This is a genomic window from Thermotoga sp. RQ7 (genome assembly GCF_000832145.1).
In the GTDB taxonomy this organism is placed as follows: domain Bacteria; phylum Thermotogota; class Thermotogae; order Thermotogales; family Thermotogaceae; genus Thermotoga; species Thermotoga neapolitana.
Genome location: NZ_CP007633.1, coordinates 708,168 through 728,459, shown reverse-complemented (window position 1 = coordinate 728,459; position 20,292 = coordinate 708,168). Strand labels below are relative to the sequence as shown.

Below are 20,292 nucleotides of genomic sequence, written 5' to 3'. Positions count from 1 at the left end.
GGTTATGTGGTTGATTTTGAGTGACTCTCACGATAACATGAAGGTTCTGGAAAGGGTTGAGAACCTGATCGTTGAGAAAAAGGTGAAGAGGGTATTTCACTGCGGAGATTTCGTGGCACCCTTCGTTCTGGGAAAACTTCTGAAAGAAGGAGTGGAATTTCACGGGGTGTTTGGAAACAACGATGGAGAAGTTCTGCTCCTTCACAGAAGAAGCGATGGAAGGATAGTGAAGCCACCCTCTGTTGTCGAAGCAGATGGTCTGAAGGTGGTGATGATGCACGAACCCATTCTGATAGAAACCATTGCAAATTCCCAGGAGTACGATCTGGTGCTCTACGGTCACACCCATCGAATCGATGTGAGGAAAGTGGGAAAAACCCTGGTTATCAATCCAGGAGAGCTGTGTGGATATCTCACCGGAAGATCGACCGTTTACCTTTTCGATCCAGAAACGCGTGAAGGAGAGTTGGTGGAGCTCTGAAGCGTCTCCACAAACTTCTTTGAGTAGTGAATGATATCTCCTGCTCCAACGAACAAAAACACGGTGTTGTCTCTGGGAACGATAACGCTGTTCAGCCGAGAAAGGTCATCCACAAATTTCGCTTCTTTACCAAGATTCATTAGAGAGTCCCAGATGATCTTCCCGGAGACGTTGGGTCTTTTCTCTTCGAACGCATCGTAGACTTCTGTCACTATCACCTCGTCTGCCAGCTGAAGTGCTCTTGCGAAGTTTCCATCTTCCCTTTCCAGACGTGAATAACGATGGGGCTGAAAGATCACCACGACCTTTTCGTTTTCGAAGACTTCTTTTGCCGTTTGAAGGAGATTTTTTATCTCCTCCGGGGTGTGCGCATAGTCATCGACCACGTATATGTTGTTCTCCGGATCGTGGTAGGATATCGAAAATCTCCTTCGAACACCTGGAAACCTCTCCAGGGCTTTCAGAACTTCTTCCAGGTCGTATCCCAGAGAATCAAAGAGGGCCGTCACCGCCAGAGCGTTCAGTATGTTGTGAAAACCTGGAATCCTGAGTTTCAGTTCTGCGTATCTTTTTCTGTTTTTTTCGATGATTGCCCGCTGCCCGGAGCGGGACGCACTCCTCATCTCCAGTGTGTACATTCCCTTTCTCACACCGAAAGTCACGTTGCCGAGATGCGAGGTGAGTTCGTCTTCGGCGAAGGTGATCACAAGATCTGAGTTTCTGCTGATTCTTTCAAATGCGGCTCTGTACCTTGAGATCGAGTTTGCGTAGTTTTCCAGGTGGTCTCCTCTGGCGTTTGTGATGATCAGATAGTTCGGGGAAAATTCCGAAAAGGTCTCTTCGCTCTCGTCGAGTTCGTACACAACTGGTCCTTTTCCACTTTCATAGTTACCGTGTTCCAGTGAATCCATGATCCCTCCGAGGAACACCGTAGGAGATCTGTTCAGTTCTTTCAAAACGTGGGCGATCATGGCCGTTGTGGTGGTTTTCCCATCCGTTCCTGTGACGGCAAATTCTTCCCTGTTTTCCCGCTTGAGGATCACTTTGAAGTAAGAAAGCCTGTTTTCAACCGGTACGTTCTCTTTCCTTGCGCGGATTATCTCAGGATTGTCTTCGTGAACGGCCGGTGTTTTGACCAGGACATCCGGGTCGAACCAGTTCTCCTCAGAGTGAGGGATGAAAACGGGTATTTTCAACTTTTTTAGATACGTGGTTCTTTCTGTTTCCTCTATGTTGGAACCATAAACTTCATTGCCACTGAAAAATTCATGCAGTGCCAGTGCGCTCATTCCGATTCCACCGATACCAACAAAGTGAATTTTCACCTTATCTCCCCCAGTATTTCTCTCGAGATTATCGTTGCAGGGTTTTCCTTCATCTTCTCTATTTTACCTTTTTTCATTGTTTTATCAATAGCCTCAATTATCTTCTGAGGAGTGGCCTCCTTTTCCCTCACAACGATCGCATAACCGAGCCTTTCAGCTTCCAGGGCATTTTCAAGTTGGTGTGACTCTGCCGAGCCTTCCCAGGGTATGAGAACACCGGGCACTCCATAGTAGATCATCTCACCTATCGTACTCGCACCTGCCCTGGAGATGGACGCGCGTGCCTTTTTCCAGAAGGAAGACATGTTTTCTATGTAAGGATGTGCTGTGACGTTCGGAAACACAGAGAGCCTTTCTGCCCATCTCCGAGATCCCGTAGAGTGGACAAAACGAATACAGGAGATCCTGCGATATACTTCCTCCATCAGACTGTTTATCAGGTCACTCCCCAAACTTCCACCAAGAACAAGGACAAAGTCTTCCAGATCTACCTCCTCTTTTGTTTCTCTCACAGGACATCCAGTGAAGAGAACCCTGTCCTTCCACTCTGTCAGGAACTCTCTTGTTCTCTCGAAAGAGACGAAGATCTTTCTGGCGTATTTCGCCACAGTTTTCACCGCAAGGCCGGGTACCACGTTCTGCTCGTGCAGGAAGATGGGAACTCCCATGTTTTTTGCCGCAAGCCCCACAACTCCTGAAATGTATCCACCGGTGAGAACAATCACATCGGGTTTGAACCGGAGGAGTTCTTTTTTTGCCTTCAAAATCGCGTTGACCACCTTCGCGGCTCGCCAGAAGTTCTTTGGATGGTAGAGTGGCCTGAAAAGGCCTCTAACGTCCAGAGTGACAACTTCGTACTCTGGATGTTCCTGTTTCACGACTTTTTCGTCTATCTTTCCTTTCACAGCGAAGAACAGGACCTTTGTTTCCACATCTTTGGAGAGTGTTTCAAGTATGGCAAGCAAAGGGTAAAGATGTCCGCCCGTTCCTCCACCAGCGGCTGCCACCCGTATCATTCTCTTTCACTCTCCAGGATCATGTTACCGACTATGCCAAACCCTATCATCGTGGCAAGAAGAGAACTTCCTCCATAACTCACCAGTGGAAGTGTTACCCCTGTCACAGGAAAGATTCCGGATATAACACCGACGTTCACCATCACCTGAAGCATGATCAGAATCGCAAAGCCTGAGATGAATGTTTTAACAGAAAGCATAGGCTGCATTCTTGAAACCACTTTCACGAGGCTGTGTATCAATCCGTAGAAGGAGAAGAGAACCACACCAAGGCCGATATAACCAAGTTCTTCTCCAACTATCGCCAGTATGAAATCACTGGTCACAACCGGAACAAAAAGCTTTTCTTCCCCCAGAACAAGACCCTTTCCCACAGCCCCTCCACTTCTTATCGCCTCAACGGCTCTCATCACCTGTTCTGAAACGTTTCCTTTCAGATAGGAAACGATTCTTTGCATCTGATAGCTTCTCAGGATGTTGTCTAAAATCCCCATTCTGTACATGTAGATGAAGGAAATCACACCTATAAGGAAGAACGTCAAAACGTATACACCGCGTGTTTCGGCAACGTAGAGGGTCAGCAAAACGGTGAGGAGAAGCAAAACGAAGGTGCTGAAATCTGGCTCCACGAGTATGAGAAAGAGAAACGGAGACACCAGAAGTAAAGGTTTCAGAAATCCCCTGAACAGACGCTTCATGTACAGTTGGTTTTTTTCAACATACCATGCCAGAAAGAGGATCGTGTATATCTTGACCAGTTCGGAAGGTTGAAAGGAAAAATAGCCAAGGTCGATCCACCTGTGTGCTCCTGTCTCTCCACCTGGAAGAATCAGCACAATCATCAGCAGCACCAGGGAAAGGATATATCCACCCACTATCACCTGTTTTGAAAAGAGAAGTCTATGGTCGGTGTACAGAAAAACCACGAAGAAAGCGAGGGCCACCGTCAGTTTCAGAAGGTGATTCAAGATCACAGAACGCTCACTTGTGGGTCTTATGTAGTCCTGCACCATTTCGAAACTGCTGAGAGCCATAAAGCCAACACACAGAAGAACGATGATAAAGAACACGAGGGATTTTTCGTTCAAGATTCACCCTCCTCTTTTTTGTATCTTTCGAAGATTTCTCTGAAGTGTTCCCCCCTCTTTGCGTAGTTTTCGTACATGTCGAAACTGGCACCGCCTGGACTGAACAGGATCACGTCTCCTTCTTCTGACACCTCGAGTGCCTTTCTAAACGCTTCTTCCAGATCAGAGACAATGCTGTAAGGAACATTACTTAGAAACGGTCTGAGATCTCTGTAGATCTCACCGAACACGATCAGATGTTTTATTCTTGGTCTTGCCCTTTCTATGAACACAGAGTAGTTTTCATTTTTTCCGATACCACACATTATCAAAATGACTCTGTCGAAGTTTGAAAGGGCTCCCAGAACAGCGTGAGTGGAAGTCGCCTTGGAATCGTTGTAGAAGGATCTTCCCTTTATCTTTCCGAGAAACTCCATCCTGTGAGGAAGGGGTTTGAAACTTCTGAGAGAGTCCAGAAATCCTTCCACATCCCCAAAAAGTTCATTATACAGAACGGAAACCGCTAGGATGTTCTCCTTCATCTGGAGTGGATAGGATCCTGGAAGTGGAAAACTTTTTCCCTGAAGAACCAATCTGTTTTCTTCAACGAAGGTGTCCTCTGTCCAGAACGGGATCTTTTTCGGTTTCACTCTGCTCAGGTCTTCCAGAGTCTCTATGTTCTTGTTGTACACGAATGTGTCCTTCTCTTCCTGAAAGAAAGCGGGTTTCAATTTCGAGTTGAGATACTCTTTGAACGAAGAGTGCCAGTCCAGATGATCCTCCGATATGTTCAAAAGTACAAATCTGGAAACTCGGGGTCTTTCACACCAGAAGAGCTGAAAACTGCTCACCTCTAGAACGTAATAGTCGTAATCTTCTCTGAGTGCCTCCACAGCGGGTGTTCCGAAGTTTCCTCCCAGAAAGACCTTCAATCCTCGATGTGAGAGGGCATGGTGCATTAAAGCAGCAGAGGTACTCTTTCCGTTCGTTCCGGTGATACCTATGACCTTTTCTTTGTCCGCTCTGTCCAGAAAAAACTGAAGCTCTGTGGATATGTTCACACCACCTGCAAGCAGTTTTTTGACAATGTCCGAGCGGGGTTTCACACCGGGACTGACGTACACAACGTCACAATCCAGGAGTTTCTCGGTGTTGCCTTCCTCCTCAAAATCAACACCGCACTTTCTCAGATAACTCTTCGTATCGTCATCGAGTCTTTTCTCCTCGCTCACGAAGATCTCGGCTTCCCCATTTTCCAGAAGATAATCCAGAAGCGCCCTGTTGCTCTTTCCGAATCCAAGAAGACCGATCCTCATCCTATCACCCCGAAGACCTCGAGGGCTATCAGAGAAGAAATCAGATTGAAAATGGTGAAGACCGCCACGATCTTTTCTTCCTCCCAGCTGAGAAGCTCGAAATGATGATGAAGAGGTGCCATCCTGAAGATTCTTCTTTTGAAGAGTTTGAAGGACAGAATCTGAAGGATCACGCTCAGTGTTTCAACGACCAGAATCGGGAAAAACACGATCAGGTAGAACTCCGTCTTGGTGAGAACGGAGACGACACCCAGTGTCCCGCCCAGCGCAATGGATCCTGTGTCACCCATGAAGATCCTGGCAGGTTTAGAGTTGAAGATGAGAAACGCCAGAACTCCCGCACTCAGAAGGATGATGATGTTTTCTGAAAAACCCTTCTCTTTGAGAAAGAACCAGTATGGAATGGCTCCACTGATGTAGACCCATCCCGCAAGACCATCGAGCCCGTCGGTCAGGTTCATGGCGTTCGAACTTCCCACGATCACGATCAGCGCAAGTAGGTAGTACCAGGCACCCATTTCCAGTTTGATACCAAAGAAATCGACAGCCGTTTCCGGTTGGGAAAAAGCGATCACAACGGAAGCAGCGGCAATTTGAAGGAGAGCCTTCTGGTATGCTCTTAGACCGGTGGAGTTTTTCTTTGCAATGCTGAGAAAATCATCGAGAAAACCTATGAGAAAGAACAGAAATGCTCCGGTGAGGATCACACCATTTTCTTTTGAAAGCACGCCAAACAAAAGTCCGATCAGGACGAACAGAATGCCTCCCATCGTTGGTGTTCCTTCTTTGTACCCATGAAGATCGGGGCCTTCTTTCCTTATGTACTGCCCCACACTCTTTTTTCTGAACAGGTTTATCAGGAACGGATAGATCAGAAGGTTCAAAAGAAAACTTGCTGCTATCATCCTTTTTTCAGCTCCCTTTCGAAGATCTCCAGAACTCTTTCTATTCTAACCGCTCTGGAGGCTTTGAAGAGCACAGTATCTCCTTTTCTGACTCTCGTGTAGAGATCTCTGGCGATCTCCTCTGCACTGTCTGTTTCGAGCACCTTCTTTCTGGTTTTTATCCACCCTGCCTCGGGTTCAGTTGAAAACACGTACACACCGTCCAGGGCATCGAGCTGTTTTCCTAGCATTTCATGAAATTTTTTCGATTCCTCCCCCAGCTCTTTCATCGCCCCCACAACGGCGAACTTTCTGCCGGGGAATTTGAGAAGCGCTTCTATCGCCATTTGAAAGGCTTCTGGACTGGCGTTGTAGGTGTCGTCGATGATCCTCACTCCCTCCACTTCCTTCACGTTGAATCTTCCCGGAACAGCTTTCAGATTGGATAACTCGAGAACGTCCACTTTCTCTCCAAGGACCTTCATGACACAGAGTGAGGCAGCAAGATTGAGAAGTTGTCCTCTGTTCCAGAATCCCGGTAATTTGATCGTGAAAGATGAACCGAACATCCGGTACTCTGAGATGGTGGAGTTTTCGTAGTACCACCAGTCCTCTAGAACGACATCTCCACCCTTTGTTCCAAAGAACAACACGTTTTCTCTAAGAACTGGCACCTTCTTTCTCAGGTCACCATCGTCAAAGAATGTGACGACAGCGGAGTCTTTCTTCGAATGTTTTACGATCTCGAGTTTGGCTTCCATGATGTTTTCCCTGCTTTTGAAGAATTCCAGATGAGCGCTTCCCACGTTCAGCAAAACGGCCACGTCGGGAGGTGCTATGCTGCACAGATGTGCGATGTCTCCTTTTTTGTTTGCGGCCATCTCAAGAACAAGGATCTCCTCTCCACCGTACTCGTTCAGTATAGAAAGGGGAAGGCCATACTCCGTGTTCATGTTGCCGGGGGTTTTGAAAACGTTTCTTCTTCTCTTCAGAAGTTCGTAAAGTATTTCCTTCGTTGTTGTTTTTCCGTTCGAGCCCGTTATTCCAATTATCGTTTTCGGAGAGTCGTTCAATTTCAGGCGGGCAAGTTCTGCCAGCGTTTCCACCGTGTTTTTGACAAGAACAATTCTGTCCGAGTGTACTACTGCTCTCTCTGCTATGACAGCATGAGCTCCGCGCTTCAGAGCCTCATCTATGAAATCATGACCGTCGAATCTTTTTCCTTTCACAGCAACGAAAACGTCTCCTTCCTTTACCTCTTTTGAGTTCAAAACGAATCTTCTTCCAAGGAGTTCCTTCACTGGACGAACTTCCTCCCCCTTAACTTTTCTCTCAGTATCTCTTCGATCACCTCTCTATCGTGGAACGGGATCTTCTTTTCGTCATCTATTATCTGGTATCTTTCATGACCTCTTCCAGCGACGACAACGGTGTCCCCCCTGTTTGCTATCGTGAGGGCTGTCTCTATGGCTTCCTTTCTATCGAAGAGCACAAGATAGGGCTTGTTTTTGTCCACCCCTTTTATCAGATCCTCCATTATTTGCTCTGGATCTTCACCTCTTGGATCGTCCGTCGTCAGTATCATCACATCTGCTAACTCAGAAACAACTCTCGACATCATGGGGCGTTTGCCTCTGTCGCTGTTTCCCCCCGCCCCGAACACAACGATCACTCTTCCCTTAGATATCTTTCTGACGTTTTTTAACAGTTTCTCCAGGGCATCCGGTGAATGGGCAAAGTCAACGATGACGTTGAAGCCCGATTTTTTTGCTGCCTTCACGACCTCAAATCTTCCTTCAACCCCCGTGAAACTCTCCAGGGATTCGGCGAGTTCTTTTGGATCGAACCCCAGCTGGTGAAGGGCGGCTATGGCCGCTGCTGCATTGTACGCGTTGAAATCACCGATGGCTCTTGTGAAAACCTTCAGAAAGCCATCCGGTGTTTCCAGTACGAAAGATGTTCCCTCCCAACTCACTTCGATGTTCCCCAGTCTGTAGTTTGCATTTCTGGATGTGCCGAAAGTGACCTTCCTTACCCTTCGATGAAGGGCATCGGACAAAGATTCGTTCAGAACGGCAAAACCATCGTCCTTCAAAAGATCAAACAGATGGAGTTTGGCCTTCAGATAATTTTCGAAAGTTCCGTGGAAATCCAGATGATCACGTGATATGTTGGTGAAGATACCAACGTCGAACCTCACACCCTCCACTCTCTTCTGTACGAGTGCGTGGGAAGACACTTCAAGGGCAAAGAACCTTCCTCCACCGTCTTTGTTTTCTTTCATTGCGGAGAGAACGGTGATTGCATCGGGAGTGGTGATGTCTTCGTAATAGGTTTTTCCAAGAACGTTCTTTAACACTGTGGTGAGGGCGCTCCCTTTCACTCCCATCGATGTGAGCATGTGATAGATCATCAACGTTGTGGTCGTTTTTCCGTTCGTGCCCGTGATTCCGAAGGTGAGAGTGTCCTTCCAGGGATCCTCGAAGAACAGGCTCGCCAGCTTTGCTTCAAAATATCTCGAATCGAAGACCAGGATGCTTGGAGCATCAAAATTCACTTCTCTTTCCACCACAACGGCCACGGCTCCCTTTTCGATAACCTCTGGAATTATCTCATGGGAGTCGAACTTTTCTCCCTTTCTGCAGATGAAAAGATCTCCTTTCTTCACCCTGGAAGTGTGGTTGGAGATTCCGGAGATTTCCAGATCCATAGGGGCGTTGACCTTCAGAATTTGATCTTTCAAAATCGAAGCGATTGTTGATATAGTCATTATTGAACCACCCCTGAAGGAATTCTAACACCTTATTTAAAACTTTTCCAGGGAGGTGAGATTATGATAGTAACCTATCATCTGGAGAAATGGCAGGACAGGGAAATCATCAGACTGGAACTGATGGAGGGAAAATTCAAAGGAGTCTCTTCAATCGTTCCAGAAAGAAGTCTGGGAGAGAACTACAAGATAGTGGTTGCCGTGCTGGAAGAGTACGAAGGATTTCTGAAAGAAGCAAAATCCGCGCAGATATTCGGTCTTTTTGAGAAACTCGAAGAGCATTTTCCAGAACACCCCAAGGTGCTTTTTTCCCTTTCCTGTGCGATGCTGGATCTTTTCTCCAAACGCTACGGCGTGAGTTTCGAAGAGATGCTCGACGTACCGGAACGAACAGTTGAAGAAGTGGAAAGAGCAGATGTCCTGGTGTTTCCAGAGGCGGTAGGTCATGTCTTCAGGGTGGCGGGTTTTCTGTCCGCCATGAGGAGTGTCGGAGAGAGGGTTTTCCTCGTCATCAGAGAGTATCCCGATCCCGTTACCAATTCTATCCTCAACCTTTTGAAAAAACTCTCCAACGGTTTCGTTGAGGGAAGCTGGGGGTGATAGAATTTCGATGAGGAAGAAGAGAGGTGAAGAAGATGAGAGTGCTCGGTTTGATCCTCGCTGGTGGAAAGAGCGACAGGTTGTGGCCTCTGACGAAGGTCAGAGCAAGTGCTGCCGTTCCTGTTTTCGGGAAGTACAGGGCGATAGATTTCACGCTGAGTAACATGGTGAACTCCGGTATCAGAAAAGTCGGTATCCTGACCCAGTACAACCCAAGAAGCCTCATGGATCATCTGGGGGCCGGGAAGGAGTGGGACCTCGATAGGAAAAGCGGTGGTCTCTTCATCCTCCAACCCTACGTTGGACCGAACAGAGAAGTGTGGTACAGGGGAACGGCGGATGCCATCTTTCAGAACATGACCATCTTGAGGCGAGGAGAAGAAGATCATGTTCTCATAGGATCGGGCGATCACATCTACAAGATGATCTACAAGGATATGTTCAACTACCATCTCAAAAAAGGAGCGGACATCACACTGCTTGTAAAAGAACTAGATGAGACATACAATCTGAGCGAGTATGGAATCGTACAACTTGACCAGGACATGAGGGTTGTGGAGATAGAAGAAAAACCCGCAAAACCGAAGGGGAACATTGCGTTTCTCGGAGTTTATTTTCTCAACAAGGAGCTTCTCAAAGAACTTCTTTACGCAACCGTTCCACAGGGAAAGTACGATCTTCTACTCGATGTGGTGATCCCAAATCTGGACAAATTGAAGGTGTACGCTTACAGGTTCGATGGATACTGGAGGAACGTGAAGAAAGGAATACGAGAGTACTACAGAATAAACATGGACATCTTGAAAAAGGAAGTCCGTGATGAACTGTTCTACAAGAACGGCAAGGTGTACACGAAGCTGAAGGATCTTCCACCTCCAAAGTTCACTTCGACCGCCGTTGTGGAGAACTCTCTGATAGCCGATGGAAGCGTGATCGCTGGTACTGTGAGAAATTCTGTTGTGTTCAGAAACGTCAGGATAAAGGTTGGTGCCGTCGTGGAGAACTCGATAATCATGGAAAACACGGTCGTGGAGGAAGGTGCGGTTCTGAGGAACGTGATAATCGATAAGAACTGTATCGTACGGGAAGGACGGGTCGTGGAAGGCAGTGGTGATCTTCCCGTTTTCGAGAAAAGGGCTGTTCTGTGAGGTGAGATATCATGGGAAACGTAGTTGCAATGATCCTGGCAGGTGGGCAGGGAACGAGGCTCGGTGTTCTCACTGAAAGGATAGCAAAACCCGCTGTACCGTTTGGTGGGAAATACCGCCTAATAGATTTCACACTGAGCAACTGCGTGAACTCTGGTATATACAGAGTTGGAGTACTCACGCAGTACAGACCACACGTTCTGGCAAAACACATAGGAATAGGTAGACCCTGGGATCTGGACAGAAAGGATGGAGGAGTGGAAATCCTGCCACCTTACGTTGGAAGAAACGAATCTGACTGGTACAAGGGAACGGCGAACGCGGTGTATCAGAACCTGGAGTTTCTGGAAGAAAACGATGCAGAGCTCGTTCTGGTTCTATCCGGTGATCACGTCTACGCCATGAACTACAACGACCTGATAGACTATCATCTGTTGAAAGGAGCAGACGGTACGATAGCCTGTATGGAGGTGCCGCTGGAGGAAGCGAGCAGATTCGGTATCATGATAACGGACGTCGAAGGGAGAATCGTGGACTTCGAGGAAAAACCACCAAAGCCTCGCTCAAATCTTGCTTCCCTTGGAATCTATGTGTTCAACTACGAATTCCTGAAAAGGGTCCTCATAGAGGACGAAAACGATCCGAACAGTTCGCACGATTTCGGAAAAGATGTGATACCGAAGATTTTGAGGGAAAACAAAGGGTCCCTCTATGCGTTCAGGTTCGATGGATACTGGAGGGATGTGGGGACCATCAGATCTTACTGGGAAGCAAACCTGGAACTCGTACTTCCCGTTCCTCCCTTCAACCTTTACGATCCAAACTGGAGATTCTTCACTCACTCTGAAGAGATGCCTCCAGCGTACGTGGCACCAGAGGCAAGAACTTCCACTTCCCTTATCAGCGAGGGTGCAGAGGTGTACGGAGAAGTCACCAATTCTGTGATCTTTCAGGGAGTGAGGATCGGGAAGGGTACCGTCGTGAAAAACTCGGTGATAATGACGAGGACAGAGATAGGAGAAAATTGTTATCTGGAAAACGTGATAGTGGCAGAGAACGTTAAGATAGGAAACAACGTGAAAATGGGAGTGGGTGAGGACGCCAAGAGCAAACTTGACCCCAAGATCTACACGGGACTTTTGACGGTGGTGGGAATGAATTCAACGATACCGGACGACGTGGTAATTGGGAAAAACTGTGTAATAGGCGTTGGTGTGAAACCCGAGGATTTCAAAACAAAAAAACTGGAGTCAGGGGATTTTGTTCTACCCAGGGAGGAATGATGGGTGGATCTCTATTTTGTGAAGTTCAGGGCGATCTCGAAGCTGACATCCGAAGTCGTCCAGGGTTATTTTCTCGGAAAGCTAAACCAGGTTCCTGAGTACGACTTCTTCGTTGTCCCTGGCCGATACGCAAGGAAGTACTCTGTCGACCTCAACGGAAGCTTCGAGGATTTTCTCGAAGATTTCAGAATAAAAAAGGAAAAAGCACTGGTGGAAGTTGCGGAGAGCCCTACTCTAACGGACGAGTTCTTCGACTTCTGGTTGATACAGTCCAGAAGGCAGAACCTGCGCCTCATTGGAAGCGAGCTGTTCAGGCTCACCGAAAATGGCGACCACGAAGCCTTGAGGGTGTTCATCTCCGATATCCTGAGAGAGTGGTCTGAAAAGGTCGATGTGGAAGTTGTCGCCACCCCATTGAATTTCGAAGACGTGTCTCTTGAAGCGGTGAAGCAACACTTTGAAGAGCTCTCTACGGAGGCGGTGTTCAGTGTCTTACAAAGGGAAGACCTCAAAAACCTCCCTGAGATCTTTCCCGTTCTCGACCCCCTGAACGGTGTCACCATAAAGGAGATAGACGTTGAAGACGTGGTGGATTTTGTGATCCTCAACTACGGGAATGGTGGTGTTTCCGAAAAATTCAAGAATTTTCTCAAAGAGAGGTTTGGAACAGAGAATGTGGCAAGTCTTCCAGGAAAGTTGATATCGAAAGAACTCATAAAAACGAAAAGTGGCAACTTTTACCTTCTAAAGGTAGAATTCGACGAGGGCATCTACGGAAAGGCCATAGTATCGCCAAACTTGAAGATAAAGTACGGTGAAAACAGGGTGAAGACTTCCGATGAAGAATGGATGGAAAAAATCGGAGAGATACTGGAGGGGGAAAAAGCATCAAAGGAGGAGAAAAAACCGCCTTCAAGAAAGTACGCACAACCTGTACAGGCGGTGACGAGTTCGGATTTCTTCCTGGCTTTTGTTCTGGCTTTGCTCGTGATGGGGATACTTCTGATTCTGTCTTATCTTCTGTTCAGTTAGGTTCGTTGATTCTCGAAACTCTCTTCGCTTTGCTCATTGTGACGATGGCCTTTTTGATGGTTTGTAGTGTTTCAGTTCAGGCCAGAAAAAGGTTCGTGTTGTACAGAGAACGGGAGATCGCAAAAAGAACAGCAAAGGGTGTTCTAATGAGGATCGAAGCAGGTCAGACTGTTCCCGGAGCGTACAACGGCTTCGAAGTGTCTGTGAGGGACGGTTTCATATATCTGAAAAAATCTGGGAGAGTGTACAGGTTCGAGGTGGAGCAATGATACTGAGGGCCTCAGCAGGAACACTTCAGAAGTTGGAAGGGAAAACCGCCTTCAGCATGGACACTGCTTATCTCATGCTCGGTGAGAGGTGTGTGTACAATTGTCTTTACTGTTCCCAGGCAAGGTCCTCTACTTCCCCCTCACATTTCCTCTCCCGGGTTGTCTGGAAAGAGATCTCCGGTGATCTTCTCGACAAACTGAACGTTCATTTCAAAAGGGTGTGTGTTCAGGTCGTTTCCCAGCCAGGTTACAGAAAGGCACTTCGTTCCATCGTTCCAAGGTTCACGATACCTGTCTCCCTGAGTGTAAGGCCAGTCAGTTTAGAAGAGGTGGCAGAGTACTTCGAACTGGGAACCGATAGAGTGGGAATCGCCGTGGACGTTCCGAGAAAAGATCTCTTCGAGAAAATCAGGGGTGGAAACTACGAAAGACACCTTTCCATCCTTGAGAAAGCCTCGGAGATGTTTCCGGGGAAGATCACAACGCACGTCATAGTGGGACTGGGAGAGAGCGATAGAGATATCATCGAATTTTTCCTCTGGACAAAGGAGAGAAAAATCACGTTCTCTCTTTTCGCCTTCACACCCATAAAGGGTACCGCTCTGGAGAAGAAAGAAAGGCCCTCCCTGGAGCGTTACAGAAGGATTCAGCTTTCGACATATCTTTTGGAGAAGGATCTGATAACACTGAAGGATATCATTTTTGATCAAAATGGTAGAATAATTGACGTCAGATGGTCCGGTGAGTTTCCAGAGGAGGCATTCAGAACCAGAGGCTGTCCACATTGTACACGCCCTTATTACAACGAAAGCCCGAAGGGACCGGTTTACAACGTGCACTGGAGGTGAAAGCGTGCTCACTTTCAAAGGAGGGGTACATCCTCCACAGTTGAAAGATTGGACGAAGGAAAAACCAATCGAGAAGATGCCACTTCCTCAGAAGGTCTACGTTTTTCTACTGAACCATGCGGGAAGTCCCTCCAAAGCACTGGTTTCACCCGGCGATGAGGTGAAAACGGGACAGATCATAGGAGAGCCAGATGGTTTCATCTCGGCCTACCTCCATTCTCCTGTGACAGGAAAAGTGATCGAGATAAAAAAGATTCTTCATCCAGTCGCTGGAAAACCCGTTGAAGCTGTCGTGATTGAAAGGACCTCCGATGACGAATGGGTGAGGCTAGAAACAGGTGATTTCGAACGCATGTCGAAAGAGGAGATACTGGATGTCATCAAAAAGGCAGGGGTAGTTGGACTCGGTGGAGCCATGTTTCCCACCCACGTGAAACTCTCACCGCCTCCTGAGAAGAAGATAGACACCCTGATCATCAACGGTGCAGAGTGTGAACCCGTCCTCACAATAGATCACAGAATGATGCTGGAGAGGGCAGAAGACATACTCCAGGGAATTTTGATCATGATGAAGGTGCTGGGAGTTCAAAAAGCAGTAGTCGGAGTGGAAAACAACAAAATGGATGCTTACAATCACTTGAAAAAGGTCTTCAAGGGATATCCTGTTGATGTGGCGCTTCTCAAGACAAAGTACCCTCAGGGGGCAGAAAAGCAGCTCATATACGCTATCACGAGAAGGAAGGTCCCAAGGGGCGGTCTTCCCATGGACGTTGGGGTGGTCGTTCAGAACGTTGGAACCTGCGTTGCGGTGAAAGAAGCGGTCGTTGATGGAAAACCCCTTGTGGAAAGAGGCATGACGGTCAGCGGTGATGCGGTCAGAGATCCGAAAAATCTCATCGTCAGAATTGGAACACCCGTGAAGGACGTCCTCGAGTACTGCGGTGGAATCGATGAAAGGACAGAACGGGTCATTCTGGGTGGTCCAATGATGGGCATCTCTATCACAAGTCTCGATACTCCCGTTATGAAAGGAACCTCCGGAATAACAGCCTTTCTCCCAAGGAAACCCCAGTCTCAGAAACCCTGTATAAGATGTAGTGAGTGTGTTCAGGTGTGTCCGATGAACCTTCAGCCCTATCTGCTTTATCTTCTTTCCACGAAGAGAAAATACGACGAGGCAGTGGAAAACGGCCTCATGGACTGTATAGAGTGCGGATCATGCACGTACACCTGTCCGTCCAAGATAGAGCATGTGAGATACATAAAACTTGCCAAAACTGTCTATCGGGCCACAAGGAGGGGTAGAAAATGAAGTTGGCGAGCGCCTATGCACCCCATCTTCGGGAAAACGACGATGTGAGAAAGGTCATGATAGACGTTCTCATCGCCCTCTCACCTGCCGTTGTCGGAGCGGCCTATTTTTTCGGGTGGTACGCGTTGTTTCTTTGCGTTTCAGGGGCGTTGCTTGGGGAACTCTTCGACATATTCGTCATGAGGTACCTGAGGGGTATAAAGGAATTTGTCCCTGACGGGAGTGGAGCCGTGACCGGATTGCTTCTTGCGATGAACGTGAGTACAAGACTTCCCTTCTGGGCCTTTCTGGTGGGACTTGTTTTCGCACTGGGATTGGGTAAGCACGCGTTTGGAGGTCTTGGACAGAACGTGTTCAATCCAGCGCTCGTTGGAAGGGCTTTTCTTCTCATCTCCTTTCCCACCTACATGACCACGTGGGTTGTACCCGGCGCAGGGTTCTGGAAGTCCCCGGCGGACGTGATGACGGCAGCCACCCCACTTGCCCTCTTCAAAGAACATGGTGTGATCACTTCCTACTGGGATCTGTTCATAGGGAACGTTGGGGGATCTCTTGGTGAAACGAGCGCTCTTCTTCTCCTTGTAGGATTTCTCTATCTTCTTTTGAGAAAGAGAGTTAAGATCTTCATCCCCATTTCTTACATAGGAACTGTTTTTCTGTTCTCTTCAATAGCCTATCTGGTGAATCCGAGATTTGGGGATCCTCTCTTCCATATTCTCAGCGGTGGCCTCATGCTCGGTGCCCTTTTCATGGCCACCGACATGGTGACGAGCCCGATCACCGCAAAGGGTCAGTTGATCTTCGGTGTGGGATGTGGTGTTCTCACCATGGCTATAAGACTCTTTGGGGCGTATCCTGAGGGTGTTTCGTTCTCCATTCTCTTCATGAACGCGCTGGTTCCTCTGATAGACAGATACACCAGACCCCGTATTTTCGGTGAGGTGAAAGAATGAAGGACATCATCAAAACAGGGCTGATTCTCATGATCTTTACGGCCATCTCTGGCCTCTTCCTAGGATTTGTATACGTGGGGGTCAAAGGAAAGATTCAGGAGGCAGACAATGCTGCAAAACTGAGCGCCATCAAATTTGTTCTGAAAGATCCCATCAGTGGTGAATATCTGGTGAACGAAAAAACGATCGAAGAAGTGGTGAAGAAAACTGGAATAGAAACGATCGTTTTGAAAGAGTACAGAGAAGGTACCGTTCTTGGACCGGTTTATGAGTTCAGAACAAACGGTGGAAAAAAGGCGTACGTTCTGTCAGGCTATGCACCGGGTTTCGGAGGGAACGTAACCGTTGTGGCCTGTTTTCTTGAAACTGAAAGCGGCTTGATGCTCAACTCCGTGAGGGTGATCGACTACTCTCAGGAAACACCAGGTCTTGGAGCGAAGATTGGAGAAGAAGAAGTTCAAAAAAGATTCTTTCCCATCCCACCGGAGGGTCTGAAGAATGGACTGAAGGTGGACAAAGATGCCGGTCTTCCGAAGGGGTCTCCAGAGGAACTGAAGCAAAAAGGAATCGTGAAGGTGAGCGATGTCATGACGGGTGCGACCATCACTCCAAGGGCGGTCACGGTGGCTCTGAACCTCATGTACAGGTATCTGACCGAGGAGGTGCTGAAATGAACCGTCTTAAGGAGTTTACAAAGGGTTTCATAAAGGAAAACCCGACATATGTTCAGGTCCTTGGAATGTGTCCCACTCTTGCTGTCACCACGAGTGCGATCAACGGTCTGGGAATGGGGCTTGCCACCACGGCGGTTCTCACCATGTCGAACGTGGTCATTTCTCTCATAAGAAAACTCGTTCCTGAAAAGATCAGAATTCCCATATTCATCGTTGTCATAGCGTCCTTTGTCACCATGATAGATCTTCTCATGCACGGTTTCACCTACGAACTGTGGAAAACGCTGGGGCTTTTCATCCCGCTCATCGTCGTCAACTGTATAATCATGGGAAGGGCAGAGGCTTTTGCTTCAAAACACGGAGTTTTCGACTCTTTCCTCGATGGTCTGGGAATGGGTCTTGGTTTCACAGGATCCCTTGTTCTGCTCGGGAGTGTGAGAGAGTTCTTTGGGAACGGAACGATATTCGGATACGAGATCTGGAAGGTCAAGATCTTCCTGGAAATACTGCCCCCCGGCGCTTACATAACACTTGGACTCCTTTCAGCGCTCTTTTCTTATGTCGGCCTGAGAAGGAAGAAGAGAGGTGAAGCCAAATGAAGGTGTTCTTGCTCTTCTTCTCTGCCATTTTCGTGAACAACTTCGTTCTCGCCAGGTTCCTGGGAATATGTCCCTTCCTTGGGGTTTCCAAGAGGCTGGAAACGGCGACGGGAATGGGTATCGCCGTTACCTTCGTCATGACGGTTTCTGCTGCAATCAGCTGGTTTCTGGACAGACTCCTCATCGCCACGGGTCTGGAATTTCTGAGAACGATCGTCTTCATCCTGGTCATTGCCTCCTTTGTTCAATTCGTTGAACTCTTCCTGAAGAAGTCGAGTCCCGATCTGTACGAAGCCCTTGGAATATTTCTTCCTCTCATCACAACGAACTGTGCAATTCTTGGAATGGTGCTTCTGAACAGTCTCATGAAACTGACCTTTGTTGAGGCCGTCTTTCACGCCCTGGGTTCTGGACTGGGATTTGCCCTTGCGCTAGTGATCTTTGCCGGTATAAGGGAAAAACTCGATCTGTACGATCTTCCAGAATCCTTCAAAGGAACCGCTATCGCTCTGATCACCGCCGGTCTTCTTTCTCTGGCGTTCATGGGTTTCCAGGGCATGGTGAAGCTGTGAGGAGGTGATGGAGTTGGTTGTTCTTTACTCTACACTTCTGCTCGCTATCCTGGGATTTGGATTCGGAGTTTTTCTTGCCTATTCTGCACAGAGGTTCAGGGTGGAAGAGGATCCACGTGTGAAGATGATAGTGGAGGTTCTTCCCGGTATAAACTGCGGTGCCTGTGGGTTTGCCGGTTGTGAAGCCTACGCGAAGGCGATAGTTAAAGGACAGGCAGAAACCAACAGATGTCTTCCAGGAAGACCGCAGGGCGTGGAAGAGAAGATAAAAAAAATACTCGAGGAGCACAAAAGTGACGCCTCTTGAGATAGCTCTACTCGTTCACCACGGAGGGTTCAGATTTTCTGAACTGAAACCTCATCTTGAACTGGAAGACTTTCTGGAAAACTCCGATCCAAAAAAAGCACAGAGGTTTCGAAAAAAGTGTGATGAAGAAGAGTTTGAAAGACAGAAATTCCTCATAGAGAAATACGATGTGAAACTCATCTCTTTCTGGGACGATTCCTATCCGGAGTCTCTGAGAAGAAGCAAGTTTCCACCTGCTGTTCTCTTCGTTCGAGGGGATGACAGTCTTCTCAGAGAAAGCTGTGTAGGAGTTGTGGGAACGAGAAGGCCGACCGGTTATGGAATCAGTGTAACAAAGCGTTTTGTGAGGCTTTTGTGTGAGCGCTTTGTGATTGTTTCGGGTATGGCTCTTGGGATAGACTCTGTTGCCCACAGAGAAACTCTGAAAAGCGGTGGAAAAACCGTTGCGGTTCTTGGAGCCGGGGTGGACGTGATCTATCCAAGATCGAACGAAGGTTTGTTTTACAGGATATTGGAGAGCGGGTGTGTTGTGAGTGAGTACCCGATGGGAACAAAGCCTAGAAAACATCACTTTCCGGCGAGGAATCGTATCATAGCGGGCCTTTCCAAGGTGATCATCGTCACAGAGGCTCCCATAAAAAGTGGTGCTCTGATAACGGCGAAGTTTGCTCTGGAAAACGGAAGGGATGTGTTTGCGGTCCCCGGTGATATAGACAGGAAGACGAGTGAGGGAACGAACTATCTCGTCAGGTCTGGAGCGTATCCCCTCACGGACGAAGAAGACTTGAGACTTTATTTTGGAATTGCCTCAAAAAAAGATCTTTCACTCGAACCGGCACAGAGGACGGTTTACGAATATCTGAAGGTTTCTCCAAAATCTGTGGATGATCTGGTAGAGGAACTGGAATGGGATGTGTCGGAGGTTCTCAGGGTGATCTCTGAACTGGAACTCATGGGCCTTGTTGAATTCACTGGGGGTATCTACAGAACACTGGGGTGATAGTATGCTGGTTCTCACAAGAAAGGTCGGAGAAAGGATCGTGATCGGTGATGATATAGTTATAACTGTTCTTAAAATCGAGGGAAATTCTGTTAAAATCGGAATAGAGGCACCAAAGCATGTGAAAATTTTGAGGGAAGAACTCTACGAAGAACTCAAAAATGAGAACGTAAAGGCAGCCAGCGTATCAAAGGACGATCTCAAGGAGGTATGGAAGAATGATAAAGGTTACAAAAGACCTGGTCCTTCATCTTGAAAATCTGGCAAGACTCGAACTTTCTGAAGAACAGAGAGAAAGCCTCATGAAGGATTTTCAGGAGATACTCGATTATGTGGAACTTTTGAGTGAAGTGGACGTTGAAGGTGTGGAACCGATGTACACACCGGTCGAGGATGTTGCTGAACTCAGAACAGGTGGGCCCAGATTTTTCGAGGGTAGAGATCTCATAAAGAAAAACTTCCCCGAAGAAAAAGACGGTCACATAAAGGTTCCCGGGATTCATCGGTGATGGACTGGAGAGCGGCTGAAGACCTCGCGTGTGACTTTTTAAAAAAGAAAGGATACAGGATTCTGGAAAGAAACTACCGAACAAAGTACGGAGAAATAGACATAATAGCGCGCTGTGGAAAAGAAACCGTGTTCGTGGAGGTCAAAAGTGGGAGAGGAAAGGTGGATCCCCTTGAAAGGATCGATATGAAGAAGGTTCGAAACATAGAGAAAGCGGCAAAACTGTACATGCTTCAGAAAGGATTGAAAGGACCTGTGAGGGTGGATTTTGTGAGGGTAACACCGAAAGGGATTGACCACTTTGAAGGTCTCTGGCTGGGGTGAGAGA

Annotated in this window: 24 protein-coding genes; 17 read left to right on the top strand and 7 right to left on the bottom strand. The window is 47.7% G+C overall.

The window, feature by feature from the left end; genetic code table 11:
* The first annotated feature begins 4 nt into the window (after positions 1–4).
* Positions 5–481 (top strand): metallophosphoesterase, encoded by a 477-nt coding sequence (locus TRQ7_RS03685; RefSeq protein WP_015918951.1) that lies wholly within the window; start codon positions 5–7, stop codon positions 479–481.
* Here the strand turns inward: TRQ7_RS03685 and murC are convergent.
* Genes murC through TRQ7_RS03650 form a run of 7 tightly spaced genes read right to left on the bottom strand, consistent with a single transcriptional unit; the run spans position 433 to position 8,859 of the window.
* Entirely contained in the window at positions 433–1,806 is a 1,374-nt protein-coding gene (murC, locus tag TRQ7_RS03680; RefSeq protein ID WP_041844053.1) for a UDP-N-acetylmuramate--L-alanine ligase, read from the bottom strand. The genes TRQ7_RS03685 and murC overlap by 49 nt on opposite strands.
* Positions 1,803–2,822: an undecaprenyldiphospho-muramoylpentapeptide beta-N-acetylglucosaminyltransferase gene (gene murG / locus TRQ7_RS03675; protein ID WP_015918949.1), complete on the bottom strand. Its 1,020-nt coding sequence runs from the start codon at positions 2,820–2,822 to the stop codon at positions 1,803–1,805. Before murG ends, murC begins: the two co-directional genes overlap by 4 nt.
* A complete protein-coding gene (locus TRQ7_RS03670; RefSeq protein WP_041844052.1) occupies positions 2,819–3,910 on the bottom strand; it encodes a putative peptidoglycan glycosyltransferase FtsW in 1,092 nt (363 codons plus the stop codon). Before TRQ7_RS03670 ends, murG begins: the two co-directional genes overlap by 4 nt.
* Entirely contained in the window at positions 3,907–5,205 is a 1,299-nt protein-coding gene (gene murD / locus TRQ7_RS03665) for a UDP-N-acetylmuramoyl-L-alanine--D-glutamate ligase (protein ID WP_015918947.1), read from the bottom strand. The genes TRQ7_RS03670 and murD overlap by 4 nt, the downstream gene beginning before the upstream one ends.
* Entirely contained in the window at positions 5,202–6,110 is a 909-nt protein-coding gene (gene mraY / locus TRQ7_RS03660; RefSeq protein WP_015918946.1) for a phospho-N-acetylmuramoyl-pentapeptide-transferase, read from the bottom strand. Before mraY ends, murD begins: the two co-directional genes overlap by 4 nt.
* Entirely contained in the window at positions 6,107–7,390 is a 1,284-nt protein-coding gene (gene murF, locus TRQ7_RS03655) for a UDP-N-acetylmuramoyl-tripeptide--D-alanyl-D-alanine ligase (protein ID WP_015918945.1), read from the bottom strand. Before murF ends, mraY begins: the two co-directional genes overlap by 4 nt.
* The gene (locus TRQ7_RS03650; protein WP_015918944.1) at positions 7,387–8,859 is read right to left on the bottom strand and encodes a UDP-N-acetylmuramoyl-L-alanyl-D-glutamate--2,6-diaminopimelate ligase; all 1,473 of its coding nucleotides are present in this window, start codon (positions 8,857–8,859) and stop codon (positions 7,387–7,389) included. The genes murF and TRQ7_RS03650 overlap by 4 nt, the downstream gene beginning before the upstream one ends.
* A gap of 63 nt (positions 8,860–8,922) precedes the next feature.
* Here TRQ7_RS03650 and TRQ7_RS03645 point away from each other — a divergent pair, with 63 nt between their 5' ends.
* From TRQ7_RS03645 to TRQ7_RS03570, 16 genes are read left to right on the top strand one after another with little or no spacing between them, the layout of a single operon-like run.
* Positions 8,923–9,459 (top strand): hypothetical protein, encoded by a 537-nt coding sequence (locus tag TRQ7_RS03645; protein ID WP_015918943.1) that lies wholly within the window; start codon positions 8,923–8,925, stop codon positions 9,457–9,459.
* A 35-nt stretch (positions 9,460–9,494) separates the two neighbouring features.
* Entirely contained in the window at positions 9,495–10,607 is a 1,113-nt protein-coding gene (gene glgD / locus TRQ7_RS03640) for a glucose-1-phosphate adenylyltransferase subunit GlgD (RefSeq protein ID WP_041844051.1), read from the top strand.
* Positions 10,608–10,618: 11 nt separating this feature from the next.
* Positions 10,619–11,890 carry a glucose-1-phosphate adenylyltransferase gene (locus TRQ7_RS03635; RefSeq protein WP_015918941.1) on the top strand — a complete coding sequence of 424 codons (1,272 nt, stop codon included), beginning with the start codon at positions 10,619–10,621 and terminating at the stop codon, positions 11,888–11,890.
* Between the two features lie 3 nt (positions 11,891–11,893).
* Entirely contained in the window at positions 11,894–12,922 is a 1,029-nt protein-coding gene (locus TRQ7_RS03630; protein ID WP_015918940.1) for a DUF4899 domain-containing protein, read from the top strand.
* A 5-nt stretch (positions 12,923–12,927) separates the two neighbouring features.
* On the top strand, positions 12,928–13,191 hold the full coding sequence (locus tag TRQ7_RS03625; protein ID WP_015918939.1) for a hypothetical protein: 264 nt from the start codon (positions 12,928–12,930) through the stop codon (positions 13,189–13,191).
* Positions 13,188–14,039, top strand: coding sequence for a radical SAM protein (locus TRQ7_RS03620; RefSeq protein ID WP_015918938.1), 852 nt, complete (start codon positions 13,188–13,190; stop codon positions 14,037–14,039). The genes TRQ7_RS03625 and TRQ7_RS03620 overlap by 4 nt, the downstream gene beginning before the upstream one ends.
* Before the next feature lie 4 nt (positions 14,040–14,043).
* Positions 14,044–15,351 carry an electron transport complex subunit RsxC gene (gene rsxC / locus TRQ7_RS03615; RefSeq protein WP_015918937.1) on the top strand — a complete coding sequence of 436 codons (1,308 nt, stop codon included), beginning with the start codon at positions 14,044–14,046 and terminating at the stop codon, positions 15,349–15,351.
* Positions 15,348–16,304 carry an RnfABCDGE type electron transport complex subunit D gene (locus TRQ7_RS03610; RefSeq protein WP_015918936.1) on the top strand — a complete coding sequence of 319 codons (957 nt, stop codon included), beginning with the start codon at positions 15,348–15,350 and terminating at the stop codon, positions 16,302–16,304. The genes rsxC and TRQ7_RS03610 overlap by 4 nt, the downstream gene beginning before the upstream one ends.
* Entirely contained in the window at positions 16,301–16,978 is a 678-nt protein-coding gene (locus TRQ7_RS03605; protein ID WP_041844050.1) for an RnfABCDGE type electron transport complex subunit G, read from the top strand. The genes TRQ7_RS03610 and TRQ7_RS03605 overlap by 4 nt, the downstream gene beginning before the upstream one ends.
* Entirely contained in the window at positions 16,975–17,577 is a 603-nt protein-coding gene (locus TRQ7_RS03600; protein WP_015918934.1) for an electron transport complex subunit E, read from the top strand. The genes TRQ7_RS03605 and TRQ7_RS03600 overlap by 4 nt, the downstream gene beginning before the upstream one ends.
* Positions 17,574–18,149, top strand: a complete 576-nt coding sequence (rsxA, locus tag TRQ7_RS03595) for an electron transport complex subunit RsxA (protein WP_015918933.1) — start codon at positions 17,574–17,576, stop codon at positions 18,147–18,149. Before TRQ7_RS03600 ends, rsxA begins: the two co-directional genes overlap by 4 nt.
* Before the next feature lie 13 nt (positions 18,150–18,162).
* Positions 18,163–18,456, top strand: coding sequence for an RnfABCDGE type electron transport complex subunit B (locus TRQ7_RS03590; RefSeq protein ID WP_038066643.1), 294 nt, complete (start codon positions 18,163–18,165; stop codon positions 18,454–18,456).
* Positions 18,443–19,456 (top strand): DNA-processing protein DprA, encoded by a 1,014-nt coding sequence (dprA, locus tag TRQ7_RS03585; protein WP_015918931.1) that lies wholly within the window; start codon positions 18,443–18,445, stop codon positions 19,454–19,456. Before TRQ7_RS03590 ends, dprA begins: the two co-directional genes overlap by 14 nt.
* A gap of 4 nt (positions 19,457–19,460) precedes the next feature.
* Positions 19,461–19,712 (top strand): carbon storage regulator CsrA, encoded by a 252-nt coding sequence (csrA, locus tag TRQ7_RS03580; RefSeq protein ID WP_015918930.1) that lies wholly within the window; start codon positions 19,461–19,463, stop codon positions 19,710–19,712.
* Positions 19,675–19,965, top strand: a complete 291-nt coding sequence (gatC, locus tag TRQ7_RS03575) for an Asp-tRNA(Asn)/Glu-tRNA(Gln) amidotransferase subunit GatC (RefSeq protein ID WP_038066640.1) — start codon at positions 19,675–19,677, stop codon at positions 19,963–19,965. The genes csrA and gatC overlap by 38 nt, the downstream gene beginning before the upstream one ends.
* Complete coding sequence (locus TRQ7_RS03570) at positions 19,962–20,288, top strand: YraN family protein (protein WP_038066638.1); 327 nt, start codon at positions 19,962–19,964, stop codon at positions 20,286–20,288. Before gatC ends, TRQ7_RS03570 begins: the two co-directional genes overlap by 4 nt.
* Positions 20,289–20,292: the final 4 nt, after the last annotated feature.